14 protein-coding genes and 1 pseudogene are annotated in these 20,477 nt (G+C 59.8%); 9 read left to right on the top strand and 6 right to left on the bottom strand.

Features of this window, described 5'->3' with window-relative positions; all coding sequences use genetic code 11:
• Positions 1–66: 66 nt before the first annotated feature.
• The 3 genes from HMPREF2605_RS08800 to HMPREF2605_RS08810 form a co-directional block, all read right to left on the bottom strand.
• On the bottom strand, positions 67–1,437 hold the full coding sequence (locus tag HMPREF2605_RS08800; RefSeq protein ID WP_070848063.1) for an RNA polymerase sigma factor: 1,371 nt from the start codon (positions 1,435–1,437) through the stop codon (positions 67–69).
• Between the two features lie 395 nt (positions 1,438–1,832).
• On the bottom strand, positions 1,833–3,695 hold the full coding sequence (locus HMPREF2605_RS08805) for a metal-dependent hydrolase (protein WP_070848065.1): 1,863 nt from the start codon (positions 3,693–3,695) through the stop codon (positions 1,833–1,835).
• Between the two features lie 206 nt (positions 3,696–3,901).
• Positions 3,902–4,807 (bottom strand): PAC2 family protein, encoded by a 906-nt coding sequence (locus tag HMPREF2605_RS08810; RefSeq protein ID WP_005505492.1) that lies wholly within the window; start codon positions 4,805–4,807, stop codon positions 3,902–3,904.
• A 433-nt stretch (positions 4,808–5,240) separates the two neighbouring features.
• On the opposite strand from HMPREF2605_RS08810, the gene HMPREF2605_RS08815 reads away from it, so the two are divergent.
• From HMPREF2605_RS08815 to sucB, 3 genes are all read left to right on the top strand, one after another.
• Positions 5,241–6,737, top strand: coding sequence for a leucyl aminopeptidase (locus tag HMPREF2605_RS08815; protein ID WP_070848066.1), 1,497 nt, complete (start codon positions 5,241–5,243; stop codon positions 6,735–6,737).
• Between the two features lie 440 nt (positions 6,738–7,177).
• Complete coding sequence (lpdA, locus tag HMPREF2605_RS08820; RefSeq protein WP_070848067.1) at positions 7,178–8,563, top strand: dihydrolipoyl dehydrogenase; 1,386 nt, start codon at positions 7,178–7,180, stop codon at positions 8,561–8,563.
• 191 nt (positions 8,564–8,754) lie between these two features.
• Positions 8,755–10,407: a 2-oxoglutarate dehydrogenase, E2 component, dihydrolipoamide succinyltransferase gene (gene sucB, locus HMPREF2605_RS08825; RefSeq protein ID WP_070848069.1), complete on the top strand. Its 1,653-nt coding sequence runs from the start codon at positions 8,755–8,757 to the stop codon at positions 10,405–10,407.
• A 192-nt stretch (positions 10,408–10,599) separates the two neighbouring features.
• Here sucB and HMPREF2605_RS08830 read toward each other — a convergent pair whose 3' ends face one another.
• Positions 10,600–12,327 carry a peptidase gene (locus HMPREF2605_RS08830; RefSeq protein ID WP_070848071.1) on the bottom strand — a complete coding sequence of 576 codons (1,728 nt, stop codon included), beginning with the start codon at positions 12,325–12,327 and terminating at the stop codon, positions 10,600–10,602.
• Positions 12,328–12,535: 208 nt separating this feature from the next.
• Here HMPREF2605_RS08830 and lipB point away from each other — a divergent pair.
• The 5 genes and pseudogenes from lipB to budA all read left to right on the top strand — a co-directional run.
• A pseudogene (lipB, locus tag HMPREF2605_RS08835) lies at positions 12,536–13,225 on the top strand (lipoyl(octanoyl) transferase LipB); the annotation flags it as partial.
• Between the two features lie 170 nt (positions 13,226–13,395).
• Positions 13,396–14,403, top strand: a complete 1,008-nt coding sequence (lipA, locus tag HMPREF2605_RS08840; RefSeq protein ID WP_005505472.1) for a lipoyl synthase — start codon at positions 13,396–13,398, stop codon at positions 14,401–14,403.
• Positions 14,404–14,612: 209 nt separating this feature from the next.
• A complete protein-coding gene (locus HMPREF2605_RS08845; protein WP_070848074.1) occupies positions 14,613–15,329 on the top strand; it encodes a DUF4191 domain-containing protein in 717 nt (238 codons plus the stop codon).
• A gap of 337 nt (positions 15,330–15,666) precedes the next feature.
• Positions 15,667–17,091: a type I glutamate--ammonia ligase gene (glnA, locus tag HMPREF2605_RS08850; RefSeq protein ID WP_005508615.1), complete on the top strand. Its 1,425-nt coding sequence runs from the start codon at positions 15,667–15,669 to the stop codon at positions 17,089–17,091.
• Positions 17,092–17,715: 624 nt separating this feature from the next.
• Complete coding sequence (gene budA, locus HMPREF2605_RS08855; RefSeq protein ID WP_005505457.1) at positions 17,716–18,465, top strand: acetolactate decarboxylase; 750 nt, start codon at positions 17,716–17,718, stop codon at positions 18,463–18,465.
• Between the two features lie 126 nt (positions 18,466–18,591).
• Here budA and HMPREF2605_RS08860 read toward each other — a convergent pair whose 3' ends face one another.
• Positions 18,592–19,020 carry an HIT family protein gene (locus tag HMPREF2605_RS08860; RefSeq protein ID WP_005505456.1) on the bottom strand — a complete coding sequence of 143 codons (429 nt, stop codon included), beginning with the start codon at positions 19,018–19,020 and terminating at the stop codon, positions 18,592–18,594.
• 53 nt (positions 19,021–19,073) lie between these two features.
• Positions 19,074–19,751, bottom strand: a complete 678-nt coding sequence (locus HMPREF2605_RS08865; protein ID WP_049356570.1) for an MBL fold metallo-hydrolase — start codon at positions 19,749–19,751, stop codon at positions 19,074–19,076.
• Between the two features lie 157 nt (positions 19,752–19,908).
• Between HMPREF2605_RS08865 and HMPREF2605_RS08870 the strand changes: the two genes are divergently transcribed.
• A complete protein-coding gene (locus HMPREF2605_RS08870; RefSeq protein WP_005505454.1) occupies positions 19,909–20,373 on the top strand; it encodes a Fur family transcriptional regulator in 465 nt (154 codons plus the stop codon).
• Positions 20,374–20,477 lie beyond the last annotated feature (104 nt).

A 20,477-nucleotide genomic window follows, 5' to 3' on the forward strand; every position in this document is an offset into this window, starting at 1 on the left:
GCCGCAGAGGGGGCACTCCCCCGCGAGCGGGAACCGGCTACGTCCGCTCAATCTAGGTGATGTTTCCTAGTCCAGGTAGTCTCGCAGTACCTGCGAACGCGACGGGTGACGGAGCTTAGACATGGTCTTGGACTCGATCTGGCGGATACGCTCACGCGTCACGCCGTAGACCTTACCGATTTCGTCGAGGGTCTTGGGCTGGCCGTCGGTCATGCCGAAGCGCATTGCGACCACGCCGGCTTCACGCTCGGAGAGGGTGTCGAGCACGGAGTGGAGCTGTTCCTGCAGAAGGGTGAAGGACACTGCGTCTGCGGGGACGACTGCCTCGGAGTCCTCGATGAGGTCACCGAATTCGGAGTCGCCGTCTTCACCTAGGGGGGTGTGCAGGGAGATGGGTTCGCGGCCGTACTTCTGGACTTCGATGACCTTTTCGGGGGTCATGTCGAGTTCCTTGCCGAGTTCTTCGGGGGTGGGTTCGCGACCGAGGTCCTGGAGCATCTGGCGCTGCACGCGGGCGAGCTTGTTGATAACTTCTACCATGTGCACGGGGATGCGGATGGTGCGGGCCTGGTCTGCCATGGCGCGGGTGATGGCCTGGCGGATCCACCAGGTTGCGTAGGTGGAGAACTTGAAGCCCTTGGAGTAGTCGAACTTTTCGACGGCGCGGATGAGGCCGAGGTTGCCTTCCTGGATGAGGTCGAGGAAGAGCATGCCGCGGCCGGTGTAACGCTTGGCGAGGGAGACGACGAGTCGCAGGTTGGCTTCGAGCAGGTGGTTCTTGGCTCGCTTGCCGTCGTGGATGACCCAGCGCAGGGCTTTTTTGAGGTCTTTGTCCATGTCGGGGTTTTCGGCGAGCTTGTGTTCGGCGTAGAGGCCTGCTTCGATGCGCATGGCGAGGTCGACTTCCTGCTGTGCGTTGAGCAGGGAGACTTTGCCAATCTGCTTGAGGTAGTCCTTGACGGGGTCGGCGGTTGCGCCGGGGGTGACGACGCGCTGTGCGGGTGCGTCGTCGTCGTCGTTTGCGGTGAGGACGAAGCCGGAACCCTTGGCTGCTACTTCTTCCGCGGCCTTCTTTTCTTCTTTTTTGGCTACGGTTTCTTCGTCTTCTTCGTCGGTTTCGTCTTCGGCGTCGGTGGTTTCGAGTTCTTCGTCGAGTCCGAGGTCGAATTCGTCGTCGTCGTTCTTTTTGCGGCGGCCGCCGGTCTTGCGCTTGGTTGCGGTTTTGGTGGTGGTTTTACGGGTGCGCTTGGGCTTGTCTGCCTCGGTTTCGACAGTAGTTTCGGCACCGGTTTCGGCGGTTGCGCCGGTGGTGTCTTCGGTTGCTGCTGCGGCTTTGGTGGTTGCCTTCTTGGTGCGGGTGGTCTTGGTGGTGGTTTTTGCGACGGTTTCTTCGGTTGCGTCGCCGGTCGCGGTCTTCTTGCTGGTTGCAGGTGCCACTAGAACCCTTTCTGGCTTGTGGTGGGGTGTTTTGTTTGCAAAACACCTAAGACCCTGTCAAGTCTGTGCTGGCGTCCTCGGTCGGGGTGTTTGCTGCGTTTGTCCGTTTTAACGCTGTGGTGGCGGGTTTTATTCCGCGTGCGTTGGGTGGTTTGCAGGGTTCCGTTGCTCGTTGTGTGGAGCGGTTTGAGGGCGCGTTGTAGCGCATTGACTATACGGGGTCAATATATAAGTATTGCAGATTTTTGGTTGCTTTCAACTTGACGCGCTGTTTGGGTGGCTTGTGGGCCTGGTTTTGGGTGGGTGCGGCTGTGTACGGTTGTGTGTGGGAGGGGCGTGCCGGGTGGTGGCGTGCCCCTCCCCTGTTTTATGCCTCGTTTTATGGGTGCAGGGCTTTAGACCTTTCGTGGTTTGAGGGTGCTGATGGGCTGGCGGTTTGCGCCGGGTTCGCCGCAGATGGTGTGTTTGATCCAGGCGGGTAGGCATCCCGCGTTGAGGTGTACGTCGAGGATGTTGAGGTCTTCTCCGGTGGTGTGGCGGTGGGCTTCTTGGCGGAGTAGGCGGGCGTAGGTGCTGTAGCCCTTGTACCAGTTGGCCCAGGCTTGGGTGTTGCGCAGCGTTGCGTATTCGCCGTCGGCGCTGTGGGGCGTGAGCAGGCTGGTGAGTAGTTCGAGCCCGTTGAGGCGCTCCCAGTGGGGGCTGCCTAGTTCTCCTTTGAGGGCGTCGAGGTAGTGGGTGTAGACGGCTTGGTGGTTGGGGTTGGCGAGGTATTCGCTGTTGGTGTAGGCGTCGTCGATTCGCTGGCTGATCTCTTCGAGTTTGCGTGCGGCGGTGTGGTCGTTGGAGTCTCTTTGTTTGAGCAGGCGCGGGAGCACTTCTCGGTTGATGGTGTTGAGTTCGGTGGTGACGGCGAGGTCGGAGGGGCTGAGTTCTTGGAGTGTCCAGTGGTCGAGGTTGACCTGTTGGATGCTGCGGTTTTGTTGGACGCTGCGGTTTTGCTGAATAGCGCGGTGGGTGCGGCGGATCCAGTCTTGCCATTGCACGCATTTTTCGGGTACGGCGCGTACGTGTGTCTGGTCGGTGCCGGGTGCGGTGCTGAGCATGTGGGTGAAGCTTTCGGGCATGTAGGTTTTTCGGGTGATGCGGGTGCCGTAGTGGGGCGGTTCGAGCGGGTCGATGTCTGGGAGGGCGACGGGCCGGGGGCCGCCAAGGGCGTAGTTGGTGTGTTGGGCGGCGTAGTGCATGTGGGCGAGCGCTTTTTGGGTGTGGTTGAGCCCGTATCCGGCGAGGTAGGTGAGCATTTCGGGGGTGATGGGGTTGAGCGCCATCGGTGCGATGGAGGCGCGTAGGTGCCCGGCGACTTCGGCGGGGATGAGGTCGCGCAGCGCATCACCGATGGTGGGTGCCTTAGCATCATCGACCGGGTGGGTGGCGAGCAGGTGCGCGGCGGCGTTGATGGCGGCGTCCCAGTAGCAGAGGTCGATTTGGGCTTGGTGGTAGATGGCGTGGACGTTGGTGCGGCGGGCGTCGTCGCGCCGTGCGGTGTTGGTGCGGGTGTGGTCCCAGAGTTCTACGGCGTTTTCCCAGTCGTGGCGGGTTTCGGGGTTGCCGGTGGGGTCGGTGTCCCAGGGGCTGTGGGCGTAGTTGTGTTGGGCGTTGGGGGCGATGGTGTCGCCGTGGCGGGTGAGCCAGGTGTAGTAGCCGCTGTGGTGGATTTCTTCGATGGGTGCGAGGAGGGTGAGCGCTTGCTGTTCGGGGTCGAGCGCCCAGATGCTGGCGCCGCCGGCGTAGATGATGTCTTCGCAGCGTAGTTCGCTGACGATGCGCGGGTCGTGGAGCAGGTGGAGCCAGGTGTTGATGTTGATTTGGGTGTCGACGTCCTCTTGGATTTCTTCGATGGCGGCGAGTTGCGCGGTGTCGGGGTTGAGTTGGCGTTGGCGTACGGTGTTGTCGCCGTCGACGATGACGGTGTAGAAGCGGGTGAGGGTTTCACCGTTGTGGCAGGTGGGGAGTTTGGCGAAGGTTTCGTGGAGGAAGTCAGCGCGTTCGGGCAGGGTGCAGGGTTCGTTGGGTAGGTTGACGCGCAGGCTGGGGCCGAGGGTGTTGTCGGTTGCGGTGAGGATGATGAGTGAGTGGTCGGGCCAGTAGCCGTGCTGGTGGAGGGCGCAGCTAAGCACGTCGTATTCGTTGCGGATGGGCGGGGGCGTGTCGTAGCCGCTGTTGGGGATATTGCCATTGGAGATGTTGTTTGCGTTCATGCCTTCACGGTGGCATGGTTTGCGCGGGTGCTCAGGTTATACAAATAAATCTGTGGATACTTCGGTTCATGATTCCGAAGTATCCACAGATTTATTCGTATTGTTCGTTTGTACGATGGGGTTTGTCCACAGCGGTGCGGGGTGCCGCGTCATAATCCGTCATGCAGAGTAAGGGCGCCCCGAGTGCTTTCCCCTACTGCGCGTACCTATTGTTCGTCGAGGAACCGCTCGAAGAGCGCACCAATCTCGTCGCGGCTGGGCACGTTGTGCGCGTCGCGTCGCGAGAGGGGAACCGCGATGTCGGAGGTGCGGAAGTTCTCGTCGTAGTTCTCTTCCATAGTCGTGATCATGCGACCAATTTCGGGGTTCTGCTTGACCTGGTCGTTGATCTGGCTGTGCACGTGGCGTGCGGCTTCGCGCAGGTTCTCGGTGGGTAGGGAGAGGTGCGCTGCCATGCCCACGTGTTCGAGGGCGGTGAGGGTGCCCTGCGGCAGGTCCGCCTCCGAAATGTACTGGGGAATGTTCACGCCGAAGCCTACGGTGTCGATTCCGTTTTCGGTGAAGAGCACTTCCAGCAGGTTGGTGACGGTTGCGTGCACGTCCGCGCTGGGCTTCCACGGGGAGATGCCGCGAATCAGGTCCTTACGGGAGCCGTGCGCGGTAATCGGGAAGGGGCGGGTGTGCGGCACCGGCATGGGGAATGCGGAGACCAGCACGACCAGCGAGGGCTTGACCCGCTGGGCGATGGTCAGCACCGCCTTTTCGAAGCGCTGCCATTGCAGGTCCGGTTCGGCACCGGTGAGTAGCAGGAACGGCTTGTCGAGGCTGTCTTCTACGGCGTAGAGCTTCAGCTGCGGGTATTGTGGCTTTTCGAAGTGGTCTTTTTCGTAGCGGATGTAGGGGCGGCGGGCACGGTAGTCGTGCAACTGGTCGCTGTCGAACTCGACGATTTCAATGTTTTTGAGTTCGCTGAGCAGCACCTGCCCGAGCTGCCCTGCGGTGGAGCCTGCGTCTTGCGGGCTGGAGAGGGCGATGACGAGGGTTAGCCCGTGCATTCTGGGGTCGTCCAATATTTTGGTGTTGGCTAAGTAGAGATCTTCGGGGTTGAGCATTACGCCTCCTCACTTCTGTCTGGTTCGCGCCGCGTTCGGGTGGGCTTAGTGTTTTCTGCCGGTACCCGAGGTGTTGGGGCGAAGGGGCGTCTTCTGTTATCTGACGCTTTCCGTAGTCTTTCATTTTATGCCACTACTGCCCTGTCTCGACAGTGTGTGGGCTTTTCTCGCAGTAGGTGAACTTGTTTGGTGTCTTGTCGACGTTCTTAAGACGCTGCGGCTCGGCTTCTTGCGTGTTTTTCTGTTCTGCCAGCTGTTCGGGGTGAGAGCTGAACCTCACGCCCTCTTACATATCCGTGTAGAGTAGAAGCAGTAGTCCGCGCGGCTTTGCGCGGCGGTATTCATCCTCACTCTTCGAGGGCCTACAGTTGAGTTTTTCGGGCGCGAGGATGTGCCCCGACTATTTTGAGAAGACATACGCAAAGGAGTAACGATGTCTCTGTCTCTGTCTATTCACAGCACCGACCTTGAAGCGCTCGAAGCTGACGTTCTGGTTCTGGGCGTTTTGAAGGGTTCGGACGGTGCGTACCTGGCGCCGAGCTCCCTGTCTGAGGACTCTGTTGAGGGTATTAACGAGCTGCTGGAGGCGCTGGGCGCCTCGGGTGCCCCCGATCAGCTGCTGCGTCTGCCCGGCCTTGAGGACACCGGTGCCGGCATTGTGGCGCTGGCGGGTCTGGGCTCTGATACTGCTGAGGGTCAGGAGCGTCTGGACGCTCTGCGTTACGCTGCCGGTTCTGCGGCTCGTCAGCTGGTTGGTTCTGCCGAGGAGATTGCTTTCGATTTCGGCGTTTCTTCGGTAGAGGAAATTGAGGCTATTGCTCACGGCGCTGTGCTGGGCAACTTCATTGAAGAGGGTCTGCGTTTCAAGACCAAGGATTCGATCAAGGAAGAAATCGAGTCCATTCTGATTGTTTCTTCGATTGATCAGGAAGAGGCTGAAGAGGCTCTGGTGCACGGCCTGGTTCTGGGCGAGACCGCTAAGGACGCTCGCCGCCTGGTGAACCTGCCCCCGTCGCACCTGTACCCGGAGACTTTCGCTGAGTTCGCTGCTGAGGTCGCTGAGGATTACTCGAACATTGAGATTGAACTGTTCCACCACGACCGCCTGGCAGAGGAGGGCTTCGGCGGCATTTCCGGTGTTGGTCAGGGTTCGCCCCGCAAGCCGGTTCTTGCCGTTGTGAAGTACACCCCGGAGAACCCGAAGGCTCACGTTGCTCTGGTTGGTAAGGGTATCACCTTCGATACCGGTGGTAACTCGCTGAAGCCTGCCGCTTCGATGATGACCATGAAGTGCGATATGGCTGGTGCGGCATCGGTTCTGAGCGCTGTGGTTGCTTCTGCTGAGCTGGATGTTCCGGTTGCTGTCACCGGTTACCTGTGCCTGGCTGAGAACATGCCCGGCGGTCACGCACTGCGCCCGGAGGACATTATCACCATGCGTGATGGCCGTACCGTTGAGGTGCTGAACACTGACGCTGAGGGCCGCCTGGTCATGGCTGATGGTATCGCTCTGGCTTCCGAGTCGAACCCGGACGTCATCCTGGACATCGCTACCTTGACCGGTGCCGCTATGGCTGCTCTGGGCCTGCGCACTGCGGCTCTGCTCGGTGACGAGGAGATTCGCGACCGCGTGATTGCAGCCGGTGCTGCTGCGGGTGAGTCTTACTGGCCGATGCCGCTGGAGTCCTACCTGCGTAAGAGCCTGGAGTCCCCCGTTGCTGACCTGAAGAACATTGGTTCCCGCTACGGTGGCGCGCTGACTGCGGGCCTGTTCCTGAAGGAGTTCGTGGGCGAGGGCATCCCCTGGGCTCACCTGGATATTGCGGGCCCCGCGTTCAATGAGGAGTCCCCGTACGGCTTCACTCCGAAGGAAGGCACCGGTTTCGGTACCGCTACCCTGGTGAACTTCATCGAGTCCTACGCTAAGTAGTCTGATTGGCTGGGCGCGCGCCCTAACTGGAGCATCCTAACTGGTGCCCCTTATCTGGTGCGCAGCCGCACAGCATAGGGCTAATCAGAGGAGGGCTTTCCGGTACTTCTACCGGGGAGCCCTCCTCTGCATCTTTCCTTGGCGTCTTTTCGTGGGTGCGTTCTGTGCGACCGCTGCGGTGGTCCTGTCATCGCACTGTTCTATGACGCGCCCCTTTTCTTGCGTAGTGAAAAATTTGGGGTGTTTGGGCGATTAATCGGCTAAAACCGCCCTGAGTGAACTTAAACGACCTTCAACGGGGGTATTGTTGTATTAAGTGTTTTTCTGCGTACGTGGAGGGCGCGCGACTTTTCGAGCTCGCGGGCCTTTCGCGCATGCTGAGGAACCTACCAATAAATTGGTAAAAAGAACTCATTGCAGGGGTTTCAACCCCAACAACTATGCAAGGGAGCAATATCGTGGCTCAAGAATTCGACATCCTCATCCTCGGCGGCGGTTCCGCTGGCTACTCTGCAGCTATTCGCGCACGCCAGCTGGGCTTCACCGTCGGCCTGGTCGAGAAGGAAAAGGTCGGCGGCACCTGCCTGCACACCGGCTGTATCCCCACCAAGGCGTACCTGCACGCTGCTGAGCTGGCTGAAGAGGCACGCGAGGCGTCCAAGGTTGGCGTTAACGCTGTGCTGCAGTCCATCGAAATGGGCAAGGTTCGCGATTACAAGGACGGCATCGTCTCCGGTAAGTTCAAGGGTCTTGCAGGCCTGCTGAAGATGAAGGGCGTAGAGGTTATCCCCGGCGAGGGTAAGCTCACCGCTCAGGACACCATCACCGTCGGTGGTGTTGAGTACAAGGGTAAGAACATTATCCTGGCATCCGGCTCGGTCTCCAAGACCTTCGGTCTGCCCATTGAGGGTCGCGTTCTGACCTCCACTGAGGCACTGGAGATGGACTACCTGCCCAAGAGCGCTATCGTGCTCGGCGGCGGCGTGATTGGTTGCGAGTTCGCATCCATGTGGAACGCTATGGGCGTTGACGTCACCATCATCGAGGGCCTGCCGAACCTGGTTCCCAACGAGGACCCGGCAATCATCAAGGTTCTGGAGCGCGCGTTCAAGAAGCGCGGCATCAAGTTCAACACCGGCACCCTCTTCGAGAAGGTTGAGCAGGACGCTAACGGTGCTAAGGTCACCCTGGCTGACGGCAAGGTCTTCGAGGCAGAGATCGTTCTGGTTGCTGTTGGTCGTGGCCCGAACACCGCAAACATGGGCTACGAGGAGCAGGGCATCCCCATGGATCGCGGCTTCGTCCTGGCTAACGAGCGCCTGCACACCGGCGTTGGCAACATCTACGCTGTTGGCGACATCGTCCCCGGTGTTCAGCTGGCTCACCGCGGTTACCAGCAGGGTATCTTCGTTGCAGAAGAGATCGCTGGCCTGAACCCCTCCATCGTTGAAGACGTGAACATCCCCAAGGTCACCTTCTGTGACCCGGAGATCGCTTCCGTTGGTTACTCCGAGCCCAAGGCTAAGGAGAAGTTTGGCGCTGAGAACGTTGAGACCGCTGAGTACAACCTGGCTGGTAACGGCAAGTCCGCTATCCTCGGTGCTACCGGTATCGTGAAGGTTGTCCGCCAGAAGGACGGCCCCATCGTTGGTGTTCACGCTATTGGTAAGCGCATGGGTGAGCAGATTGGTGAGGCTCAGATGTGGGTTGCTTGGGAAGCATTCCCCGAGGACGTCGCTAAGTTCATCCACGCACACCCGACTCAGAACGAGTCCCTGGGTGAGGCTGCAATGGTCCTGAACGGCACCCCGCTGCACAGCGCATAAATTTTGCTGACTGGCGTTAGCGCGTCAGCTTAGTATTGACGACCGTTGGTCGTTAGCGGTTGCCGGGCGTATCCGCTGAACAACGCCCCTATCCGGATGCGCGTCGACATGTTTCGACGCATGCGGCGCGCATCCGGGTCGCCGCTCACATTTTTCTAGTTCAAGCATTCACAAGGAGAACGGGAAAGATTATGTCCCACACCGTAGTACTGCCCGCACTGGGCGAGTCCGTGACCGAGGGTACCGTTACCCGCTGGCTCGTTGAGGTCGGCGACACCATTGAGGTTGACGCACCCCTGGTTGAGGTTTCCACCGACAAGGTTGACACCGAGGTCCCCTCCCCCGTAGCAGGCGTTGTTGAGCAGATTCTCGTCCCCGAGGACGAGGACGTCGAGGTTGGCGCTGCTCTGGCTATCATTGGCGACGGTTCCGGTGCTGCTGCTCCGGCTGCTCCCGCAGCTGTTGAGGCTCCCGCTGCACCCGCTGCTGCTCAGGCTGCTCCCGCAGCTGCTGCTGCAGGCATCGAGGTCGTACTGCCCGCACTGGGCGAGTCCGTGACCGAGGGCACCGTTACTCGCTGGCTGAAGGAAGTTGGCGAGCAGGTTGAGGTTGACGAGCCCCTGGTTGAGGTTTCCACCGACAAGGTTGACACCGAGGTTCCCTCCCCCGTAGCAGGTACCCTGCTCGAGATCCGCATCCCCGAGGATGAGGACGCAGAGGTTGGCCAGGTTCTGGCTATCATCGGCGACGCTTCCGCTGCTGCTGCACCTGCTGCTCCCGCTCCGGTTGCTGAGGCTCCGACTGCTCCCGCTGCACCCGCTCCGGTTGCTGAGGCTCCGGCTGCTCCCGCAGCACCTGCAGCTCCCGCTGCACCTGCCGCTCCGGCAGCTGCTGAGGGCGAAGCATACGTGACCCCGCTGGTCCGTAAGCTCGCTAAGGACAACGGCATCGACCTGTCCACCGTCAAGGGCACCGGTGTTGGTGGCCGCATCCGCAAGCAGGATGTTCAGGCTGCTATCGCTGCTAAGGGTTCCGCTGCTCCCGCCGCTGCTGCACCCGCTGCAGCTGCCGCTCCGGCTGCTGGCTCCGCAAAGGCACCGCACACCTTCGAGGTTTCCCCCAAGCGTGGCACCGTCGAGAAGACCGCACGTATCCGCCAGGTTATTGCAAAGCGTATGCGTGAGTCCCTGGACATCTCCACCCAGCTGACCCAGGTCACCGAGGTTGACGTGACCCGCATCGTTCAGCTGCGTGCAAAGGCTAAGGACGGCTTCGCTGCTCGTGAGGGCGCTAAGCTGACCTTCCTGCCCTTCTTCGTCCAGGCATCCGCTGAGGCTCTGCAGCAGCACCCCGCTCTGAACGCTTCCATGACCGAAGACTACAAGCAGATCACTTACCACGGCTCCGAGAACATCGCTATTGCTGTGGACACCCCCAAGGGTCTGCTGGTTCCCGTCATCAAGAACGCTTCTGACCTGGGCATTGCTGGCCTGGCAAAGGCTATTGGCGACCTGGGTGGCCGCGCACGTACCGGCGACATCTCCCCCGAGGAGCTGTCGGGTTCGACCTTCACCATCACCAACATTGGTTCCTTCGGTGCACTGTTCGACACCCCGATCATCAACCAGCCGAACGTTGCAATCCTCGGTACCGGTTCCATCGTGAAGCGCCCCATGGTTGTTAAGGATGTTGACGGTAACGACGTTATCGCTATCCGCTCCATGTGCTACCTGTCCCTCACCTACGATCACCGCGTGGTCGACGGTGCGGACGCAGGTCGCTTCCTGCACACCCTCAAGACCCGCCTGGAGGAGGCAAACTTCGAGTCTGAGCTGGGCCTCTAAGACCTGCAAAGATTCAAGGAAGTTTCCTTGTGGCGGTGCCCTGATGGGTAGCCGAGTGTAGCTCTCCGGGTTTTCCCGGACAGTGAGCAAAAAGGCGGCGGTTCCATCCACTTCGGTGGGTGGGGCCGCCGCCTTTTGTTGTGTCCGCGTTGCTACGGTGTCAGTTACACGGTGTTAGTTACGCGGCCTCAGCTATGCCGGTACGGGTTCGGCGCGGGCTATCTCCCAGCCTTTCTCCCCGCGGTGCAGGTCGAAGATGACTTTCTGGCGGGTGACGCCGTTTTCTTCGCTGAGCTTGCGGGCTTCCCGCTCGGTTTTATCGGCGCGGTAGCCGGGCACGGAGACTACCGCCATCACGCGGATGTTCTCGCTGTCGCGACTGAGTTCTTCGGCGGTGTCGACGGTGAGCTCTGCGCCGCCTCGGGCACGGCGTTCTTGGTTTCGCTGGTCGATGAGTGCGCGTAGGATCTGATCGCCCTGTGCGCTTTTATCCTGCGCGGCTGTATCCTGTGTGCTCTGATCCTGTGTTTCCGTGCCGCCGGGCTCCTGCTCCCCCGCAGTGTTCACGGATTGAGCGGATACGGGCTGCGCCGTTGCCGGAGCGTTCTGCCCGTAGAGGGTGAACCCGAGAGGCAGCGCGATAGCCCCCAGTGCGAGCGCGGCTACGCCCAGACGTACGGAGGGACGGCTCAGCGCACCGCGTAGCGCCGTCAGGCGGGATGTGCCTGTCGCTTCTGCGTTCTTTAGGGCGGACGGCGCGGTCTCTGCGGGGCTCTTTGTGAAGCTCACCGCAGGGCTCCCAGTGGGAGTCAGTGGCTTAGAACCTGCGGTAGCTGCGCGCCCCGATTTCTTCACACCCGGCTTCTTCACGTGTGGCAAACGTTCCGCCAGGTAGCGTTGCGCCTTCTGCGTCTTTGAGAGCTTCTGTACCGGCGCGGGCTCCACAGCTACGGGAATGAGGGCGCGGGCTCGTTCTGAACAGCTCAGGTAGACGTTGAGCGGGCGAGGCGGCACCTCCTCCGCCAGGGCGACCACGGAGCTGAGCCCTGCGAGCGCCGCCTCCTGGGCGGGTGCGTCCAGCAGGTATTCGAGGGCTCTGCCGAGGCGCTCAATCCACTCGCTGTTGGGCGCCCCTTCGGTTGCGGTGTCGGCGGCTCCCATGCGCTGTGAATCCATGCGCAGTGAGAGGGGTACGCGGGCGGTGGAGGGTTCCGGCGCGTGCCCGCAGGCGGCTTGCCAGAGCAGGGCTGCTGCGGAGCGTGCGTAGTTGCCCCGAGCGGCGGTGAGCTGTTCTCCGTCTTGAGGGGCCGTTTCACGGTAGACGGCGTCAGGTAGCAGGAGTTTGGGCACTCCGGCGGCGCTCAGCGCGATGTATTCGGCGCTTAGTTCGGCGCGCCCCTCCCCCACCTTTTTGAGGCTGCCGAGCGCCCGGTGCAGGGTTCGTGCCAGGGTCATGAGCTCGGCGGGTGTCAGGGTGCGAGCGCGCAGGAGCTTGTCGAGAGTGCCCGCGTCGAGGGGCTCGTACCAGAGGCACAGCCGATTGGCGCTATCGGCGCTCCCACTAGTAACGGCGTGGAGCTTGGCGAGTCCGGGCGCGTTACGTAGGGCGGCGGCTACTTGCGGGGTCTGGGCGTGCCGCTGAGCGGATGCATCCGTGTTTTCCTCGAATCCGTACCCGTTGGCTGCCGCGCGCAGAGTGGGCGCGGCAGGAGCCAGCTGGGCGGAGGGAGCTGGCGGGGCGGGGTGAGAAATGGTGCGCAGGGTGTAGCGTTCGGGGTGCGCGGAGGGCACGGAACGTACGGCGGGTGCGCTCTCAGTGGGTGTACTTGCGGTTGTTCCACCCCGGTACTCAACAATCTGCAGGGTGGGCAGAGCCGGGTTGGCGATGCTTTCCAGAACGTGTGCTTCTTTACTTCTCATACCATCATGTTATCAAATTACATCAAACAATATCTTTAAGCACTCTAAAATAGTTCAAATACTCCAAAGGACCCCAAAGGTTAATTCAGGTATTTATCTGCTTATTCACCGTTCCTCCCCTTGAGCACACCCTCACGTAACATTCCGACGTGTTCGCTCATCACGTGATTCAGGGCGCCCTAATTTTCTTCCCTCCACCAGCAGTACTAAGGTAGAAAGTATGTCTGTGACGATTGAACGCGTGGGCTTCGCCCCGAACTATGTGAACTATGTTGAGTGCCTGGACAAGCAGTACCGCATCCACGATGAGGTGGCTAACCGCACCCGCCAGAATACGATTCTTCTACTTGAGCACGAGGCAGTGATTACTGCCGGTAAACGCACCGAAGACCACGAGTACCCCGCAGACAAGTCCACCCCTGTCGTCAAGATTGACCGCGGCGGCAAGCTGACCTGGCACGGCCCCGGTCAGCTGACCGGCTACCCGATTCTGCGCCTGCCCGAGCCCATTGACGTGGTGGCGTATGTGCGCATCGTCGAGGAAATCATCATTAACGTCCTGGCTGGTCTGGGCATTAAGGGTGAGCGCGTTGAGGGCCGTAGCGGCGTGTGGATCCTGGGCGACGGCATCACCCAGGACAAGAAGATCGCGGCACTGGGCATGCGCGTTTCGCGTAACACCACCATGCACGGCTTCGCAATCAACTGCTGCAACGACACCGCACCTTTCCAGCAGTTCATTCCCTGCGGCATTAGCGATGCGGGTGTTACCACTATTTCGGAGCAGCTGGGCCGCACCGTCACCCCCGCCGATATTTTGGAGCCGCTGGAGGCGGAGCTTCTGAAGTACCAGGACCGCCTGGCGGAGTCTTTCGAGCCCATTGCGGCGCAGGACTAGACACCGGAACCTAGACACCGGAGCTAGGTACAGCCGAAAGGCACTGAACGAGCCGCGCATCCGGGTTTGTTCGTCATATACGAAAATCAGTTTCACCTACGCCTGAGCGGGCGTAAAATAGAGGGTGGCCCACCTGCACAGAGGGCACACCGAGACCAAGGAGAAGACTTTTGAGCACCGCACCTGAAGGACGCAAGCTACTGCGTGTGGAGGCCCGTAACGCTGAGGTTCCCATTGAGAAGAAGCCTCACTGGATTAAGACCAAGGCTATTGTTGGCCCCGAATACAACGAGATGCGCGAGCTGGCTCGCGGTCAGGGCCTGCACACCGTGTGTGAAGAGGCTGGCTGCCCCAATATCTACGAGTGCTGGGAAGACCGTGAGGCAACCTACCTGATTGGTGGTTCCGAGTGCACCCGCCGTTGCGACTTCTGCAATATTGCTACCGGTAAGCCCGTCGCTGTTGACTACGCTGAGCCGTTCAAGGTTGCTAAGAACGTGAAGGTCATGGGTCTGCGTTACGCAACCGTGACCGGTGTTGCTCGTGACGATCTGGAAGACGGCGGTGCGTGGCTGTACGCAGAGACCACCCGCCAGATTCACAAGATGTGCCCGAACACCGGCGTTGAGATGCTCGTCCCCGACTTCAAGGGTGTTCCCGAGCATGTTCAGAAGGTGATTGACGCTAAGCCTGAGGTGTTCGCGCACAACCTGGAGACCGTCCCCCGTATCTTCCGTCAGATTCGCCCGGCGTTCCGTTACGAGCGTTCCCTGGATGTTATTACCCAGGCTAAGGAAGGCGGCATGGTCACCAAGTCCAACCTGATTCTGGGTATGGGCGAGACCGATGACGAGATTTACGAGGCGCTGTGCGATCTGCACGATGCTGGTTGTGACATCATTACCCTCACCCAGTACCTGCGCCCCGGCCCGCTCTTCCACCCGATTGAGCGTTGGGTGAAGCCGCAGCAGTTCGTGGATTTTGCAAACATGGCTGAGGAGATTGGTTTCGCTGGCGTTATGGCGGGTCCCATGGTTCGTTCTTCGTACCGTGCAGGTCGCCTGTGGGCTCGTGCAATGCGTAAGAACGGCTACCCGATCCCTGAGAACCTTGCCCACATTGAGGGTGAGGGTGCAGCCCTGCAGGAAGCCTCCTCCCTGGTGGCTGCGGGCTACTAAGCCTTTTCAGAATCTTTCTGAGAGCGTTGAGGCTCCTCGAACCCGGTGTTCGTCCGGTGTTCGGGGAGCCTCCCCTTATGCCCCGTCCCTTGTGCGGGTAGGGTAAACTAGAAAAATTGCAGGCATACACTGCATCGTTACGTCACTATGGTTCCGTGAGCGTTTGAGGCGCTTCTCGGGGCCGCGGAAGAACCAGCCGAGGAAGAATCGTGGCAGATAAGCGCGAAGAGAAGAAAAAGAAGAAGGAACGCACTCCGGGCACTTTCGCCCAGATGAAGCAGGTCTACCAGATGACCAAGAAGTCCGACCCGAATATCGGTTGGATTCTGAGTCTGTCGGCTCTGGGTACCCTTTTGGTTTTCCTCCTCATCGGTATTGCCCTGGGTAACTGGATTACTTTCCTGATTCTGGGTCTGGGCGTTGCCGCTATTGTGGCGATGCTTCTGCTGGGTCGCCGCGCGCAGACTGCGGCTTTTGCTCAGATTGAGAACCAGCCCGGTCGTAGTGGTGCAGCGATGAACTCGGTGCGCCGCGGTTGGATTGTTGAGGAGCAGCCCGTTGCTGCGAACCGCAACCAGGATCTGGTGTTCCGTGCGCTGGGCCGTCCCGGTATTGTGCTGGTGACCGAGGGCCCTCACAGCCGCGTGAACTCGCTGGTGAACACTGAGAAGAAGCACCTGGCTCGTGTGGCTCCCGGTGTGCCGGTTCATGTGATTGAGACCGGTCACGATGAGGGTCAGGTTGAGCTCAAGGACGTTGTGAAGACCATGAACAAGCTTCCGAAGGCTCTGACTCAGCAGGAGATGCAGGTTGTTTCTGGTCGCCTGAGCACTCTGAACACTATGCGTAACCCGATGAACGCTGTTCCTAAGGGTATTGACCCGATGCGTGCACGCCCCGACCGTCGTGCGATGCGCGGCCGCTAAGCGAGACGCTGATATGAGGTTTTGAAGGCTCCGGCTCTTCCCGTGTGGGGAGGGTCGGGGCCTTTTGTTACGCCCAGTTATTGCGCTGCTGCTGGCATTGATATTGGCTTTATTAGAGGGCGGTAGCGCGGCGCTGTGTGTCGTAAGACAACCAAGATGTAACTCCTTTCCAGGATTTGTAACATTACCGAAACACGATAGTCACGCACGCGCAAAAAATAACCACTATGCTTGATATGTCACAGGGTTTTGCCCGCGGCCAAAAACTAAACCAAAGACTGAATGTGATGAGGGAAGATACCCTCCTGCACCGTCAGTCGAACAAGGAGCAGTCCTCATGTTTACCAGCCCCCAGGAAGTTCTCGACTTTATCAAGAACGAAGAAGTAGTCTTCGTCGATATCCGATTCACCGACATGCCCGGCGTGCAGCAGCACTTCAACCTGCCCGCTAAGGCGATTGATGACGATTTCTTCGTCAACGGCCAGCTTTTTGACGGCTCCTCCATTCGCGGCTTCCAGGGCATTGCAGAGTCCGACATGCAGCTAATCCCCGACGTTCAGTCCGCGTACGTTGACCCCTTCCGCATTGAGAAGACCCTGGTCATCATCTGCTCCATCGTGAACCCCCGCACCGGCGAGCCCTACCACCGTGACCCCCGCGGCGTCGCTGAGCGCGCCGAGGCGTACCTGCAGTCCACCGGCATTGCAGACACCGCATTCTTCGCATCCGAAGCTGAATTCTTCGTCTTCGAGGACGTCCGCTACCAGGTCGAGCCGAACTCCGTGTTCTACAAGATCGACTCCGATGAGGCCCCCTGGAACACCGGCCGCAAGGAAGAGGGCGGCAACCTGGGCAACAAGACCCCCGTCAAGGGCGGCTACTTCCCCGTCTCCCCCGTCGACAAGCAGGCTGACCTGCGTGACGCAATGTGCGTAGCAATGGACGAGGTTGGCCTTGAGGTTGAGCGTAGCCACCACGAGGTGGGCGCAGCCGGCCAGGCAGAAATCAACTACAAGTTCGACACCCTCACCAAGGCTGCTGACGACCTGCTGAAGTTCAAGTACGTCATCAAGGGCACCGCAGACGCATGGGGCAAGTCCGTGACCTTCATGCCCAAGCCCGTGTTCGGTGACAACGGCTCCGGTATGCACTGCCACCAGTCGCTGTGGCAGGACGGCGAGCCCCTCTTCTACGATGAGCGCGGCTACGCTAACCTCTCTGACACCGCACGCTGGTACATTGGCGGTCTGATTGAGCACTCCTCCGCTGTTCTGGCGTTCACCAACCCGACCGTGAACTCTTACAAGCGTCTGGTTCCCGGCTACGAGGCTCCCATCAACATGGTGTACTCGCAGGGTAACCGTTCCGCCGGTATCCGCATCCCGATTACCGGCACCAACCCGAAGGCTAAGCGTCTGGAGTTCCGTGCACCGGACCCCTCCGCTAACCCCTACTTCGCGTTTGCTGCTCAGCTGATGGCTGGTCTGGACGGTATCCGTAACCGCATTGAGCCGCCGGCACCGATCGATAAGGACCTGTACGAGCTGCCCGCTGAAGAGGCTAAGGACATCAAGAAGGCTCCGGCTAACCTGGAGGAGGCGCTGGCGGCTCTGGAGGCTGACCACGACTTCCTGCTCGAGGGCGGCGTCTTCACCGAGGACCTGATTCAGGCTTGGATTGACTACAAGCGTAAGAACGAGCTGGAGCCGCTCTCGCTGGTTCCGCACCCGCTTGAGTACCAGCTGTACTACGGCGTCTAATTCACTGGCGTCTAATTCGCTGGCGTCTCATCTTTCCTTCTGGGCTTTGCCCCGCACCCGCACTGAGGTAAATTCCGGGGTGGGTTCTGGGGCAAGTTCTAGATAGCGCACAACGACCTATACGTTCCTTTGGGAGCGTATAGGCCGTTGTTGTGTTTTCTGCTGGGTGTCTGCAGGGTTTCTACGGGGTGCAGGCTCACCGGACTATTTTGATGACGGTTCGTGTCTAATATTTTTCTGCCTTGTTGAGCTTCGTGTGCCTTAGTTGCGCTTAGAGCGGCTCTAAGGGCTAAGCTGTTGGTGCTGGCGTTCCCTCCCTTTTTGTCGTGCAACCGGAGGGAACGCCAGTCTATTTTTATGCCCTTGTGCAGTTGACTGCTTTCAGCACTCTAGAGGCCACATCATAAGATGTTGTACCCGCTAGTCCCGGGGTTCTTCCTGCACGGGCGTACAATGAAAGTGCGTGCGCCCGGCCGGCGGCACCTACGAATTCCTAGAGAAACGACATCACAACGCCGTGTTCTCCCCGCCGCCCTTCCCCTTTTTAGCATCAGCTAGGGCGAGTATCGCCGATGACCGACCGACCCGTCTGACGCCGCATCCACTGTAACGAGGAGAAATCTCATGGCATATCAGCCGACCATCCTAAACGGTGAAACTGTTTTCCGTAACGAAGTTTTTCAGACCGGCCTCATGTCCCAGCTGCTGGACGGCATCTACGATGGCGAGATGACCATCGGTGAGCTTCTGAGCCACGGCAACTTCGGTGTGGGTACCTTCAACGGCCTCGACGGCGAAATGGTCGTCCTCGACGGCGTCTGCTACCAGGTGCGCCACGACGGCTCCGTATCCCTGCCCGACCTGCGCCAGCAGACCCCCTACGCCGTGGTCACCAACTTCGTGCCCATGATTAAGCGCGAACTACCGCATAACCTACTCCGTAAGTCTGCCTCGCAGATTCTGGATGACTTCACCGTCTCCAAGAACTACATGTACGCCATCAAGATTTACGGCGAGTTCGAATGGGTCCGCACCCGCACCGTCATCAAGCAGGAGAAGCCCTACCCGAAGATGGTTGCGGCCACCGAGAATGAGGACATTGTCCAGTTCGATAACGTGACCGGCACGATTGTTGGCTTCCGCACCCCGATCTACGAGCAGGGCATCTCGGTGCCCGGCTGCCACGCCCACTTTATCGATGATGAGCGCGTTCAGGGCGGTCACGTGGTCGACTTCAAGCTGCGCTCGGCAAAGGTCGAGATTTGCCCCGGTACCGGCCTGCAGCTGCACCTGCCGCTGACCCCCGAGTTCTCCTCCGCTAACCTCTCCCCCGAGGACCTGGCTGAGCAGATCTCCAAGGCTGAAAAGCACTAAGCTTCTTTCCCGCCGGAACATAGCAACGGGATATAGCAACGAAGGAGCCGCCCTCTACTGTTGTGTAGAGGGCGGCTCCTTCGTGGTTATACGCGCTGTCGTGTTTATACACGCTGTAAAGGGCGCTTATGCCTCCGGCACGAACTCGCCGTGGCCGCGCTCGCGCAGGGCAGCACGCACCTTCTCAGCAGCCGCATCCAGCTCTTCGGCGGTAGCATCCTTCTTCGCGTTAGCGGGATCGTAGTCAGCCATGCCGTCAGCCGGGAACAGGTGGATGTGGGTGTGCGGAACGTCGAAGCCCGCAATCATCAGAGCCACACGGTCCTTATCAAACGCCTGATCCAGGGCACCAGAAATCTTGTGCGCCACAGCGAACAGGTGCGCCGCCAGCTCAGCCGGCAGGTCGGGCCAACGGTCAATCTCTGCGCGGGGAACGAGCAGCAGGTGACCTTCCGACAGGGGCATGATGTCCAGGAAGGCGACGCAGTGCTCGTCCTTCCAGACGAAGCGGCCGGGAATCTCACCCTCAATAATCTTGGTAAAAATCGTGCTCACAATAATCTCCTTCATGCGCCGTCACCGGCACGTTTGAAGCTCAACGGTCAGGCTTACGCCTCAATCTCAATGCTCTCACCGGGGTTCAGGTGCTTCAGCTCAGTGCCGTACTTCGCGCCGAAGTTCGTCACCAGACCCTCAATAATGCCGGTGCCGTTCTGGTTAATCATGCCATTGTGAATCGGAACCACACGCTGAGCGCCGGTCGCAATCACAAAATCAATGACTTCCTGAACCTTCGACCAGGGCGCGTGAATCGGCACCAGAACGGTATTCGCACGCACGCGGTGAGGAACCACCAGCGAGTCACCCGGGTGGTACAAGGCACCGTTAATCAGGTAACCGACATTGGCGATGGTCTGAATCAGCGGGTGAATCAGGGCGTGCTGACCGCCGTAGGTCTTCACCTCAAAACCGGGGATGCTGAACTCAGAATCAGAGGAAACAACGGTAACCTCGGCAGCGGGCACAGCCTCCTTAATGACCTGGGCAACAGCCTCGGGAGCCCAAATCTTCAACGGGGTCTGCGACTCGGCACGCTGAGCAATCAGCGGCAGCACCGACGGGCCGTCAAAATGGTCCGGATGCGCGTGGGTCACGAACAGGTAATCGGCGCCTTCCAGCGCGGTGGCGTGTTCGCCTTCTGCAGCAAAGTTGCCGGGGTCAAGAACGAGGGTGCGCCCCTCATTCTCAAGGCGGATACATGAGTGGGTGTACTTCGTCATTTTCATAGTTTTAGTCTACCGTTAACCCTCATTCGTGCCTGTTGATGACTTCAATTTTTGAGATAAAGCGCAAATCAACCACCTTTTGAACGCCTCTAGTGTAAAGTCGTAAGACAAGATCGACCACACAATGGGACGGATTTCCGCCCCGAAAGGTTCAGCAATGGACACTCATATTCCCGTACGGAGAATTACGAAGCCCGCCGAAGCCCGAAATACCCGCCAGCGTCGCATCATCAAGGCGACCATGGAAGAGCTCGGCGATTTCATCTCAGCACAGGATCTGCACCTGACCCTCGCGAACCGCAAGGAACAGGTCTCTCTCGCAACCACCTACCGCGTGCTGCAGTCGCTGGCTAACGCCGGTGAGCTCGACTCGGTCAAGGGCGTTGAGGGTGAGACCCTGTACCGCCACTGCCGGGTGAAAGATCACCACCACCACCTGCTCTGCCGCCGATGCGGCACCGCCATTGAGCTGGAAGCACCCGCCCTCGAGGACTGGGCACTGGCCATGGGTAAGCAGCACGGCTTCTCGGAGCTGGAGCACGTGGTTGAAGTGACCGGTTACTGCCCGGACTGCACTTTGGCACGTCGCGAGGAAGAATCGCAGGGCGGCGCTGCACGCTAACGTTGCAGGCTAAGCCGCAACCTCTAAGCCCCTCCATCTGAGGAGCTCTCCCCCACCGGGGAAAACCTTCTCAACGAAGGATACGGCGTCTTCAAAGATCTTCG

Origin of the sequence: Rothia sp. HMSC065C03 (assembly GCF_001837295.1) — a bacterium.
GTDB lineage: Bacteria > Actinomycetota > Actinomycetes > Actinomycetales > Micrococcaceae > Rothia.

Excerpts from the sequence above, each read along its gene's own strand:
- HMPREF2605_RS08805 (WP_070848065.1), bottom strand. The coding sequence starts at position 3,695 with ATGAACGCAAACAACATCTCCAATGGCAATATCCCCAACAGCGGCTAC.
- HMPREF2605_RS08810 (WP_005505492.1), bottom strand. The coding sequence starts at position 4,807 with ATGCTCAACCCCGAAGATCTCTACTTAGCCAACACCAAAATATTGGAC.
- HMPREF2605_RS08815 (WP_070848066.1), top strand. The coding sequence starts at position 5,241 with ATGTCTCTGTCTCTGTCTATTCACAGCACCGACCTTGAAGCGCTCGAA.
- lpdA (WP_070848067.1), top strand. The coding sequence starts at position 7,178 with ATGCAAGGGAGCAATATCGTGGCTCAAGAATTCGACATCCTCATCCTC.
- sucB (WP_070848069.1), top strand. The coding sequence starts at position 8,755 with ATGTCCCACACCGTAGTACTGCCCGCACTGGGCGAGTCCGTGACCGAG.
- HMPREF2605_RS08830 (WP_070848071.1), bottom strand. The coding sequence starts at position 12,327 with ATGAGAAGTAAAGAAGCACACGTTCTGGAAAGCATCGCCAACCCGGCT.
- glnA (WP_005508615.1), top strand. The coding sequence starts at position 15,667 with ATGTTTACCAGCCCCCAGGAAGTTCTCGACTTTATCAAGAACGAAGAA.
- budA (WP_005505457.1), top strand. The coding sequence starts at position 17,716 with ATGGCATATCAGCCGACCATCCTAAACGGTGAAACTGTTTTCCGTAAC.
- HMPREF2605_RS08865 (WP_049356570.1), bottom strand. The coding sequence starts at position 19,751 with ATGAAAATGACGAAGTACACCCACTCATGTATCCGCCTTGAGAATGAG.
- HMPREF2605_RS08870 (WP_005505454.1), top strand. The coding sequence starts at position 19,909 with ATGGACACTCATATTCCCGTACGGAGAATTACGAAGCCCGCCGAAGCC.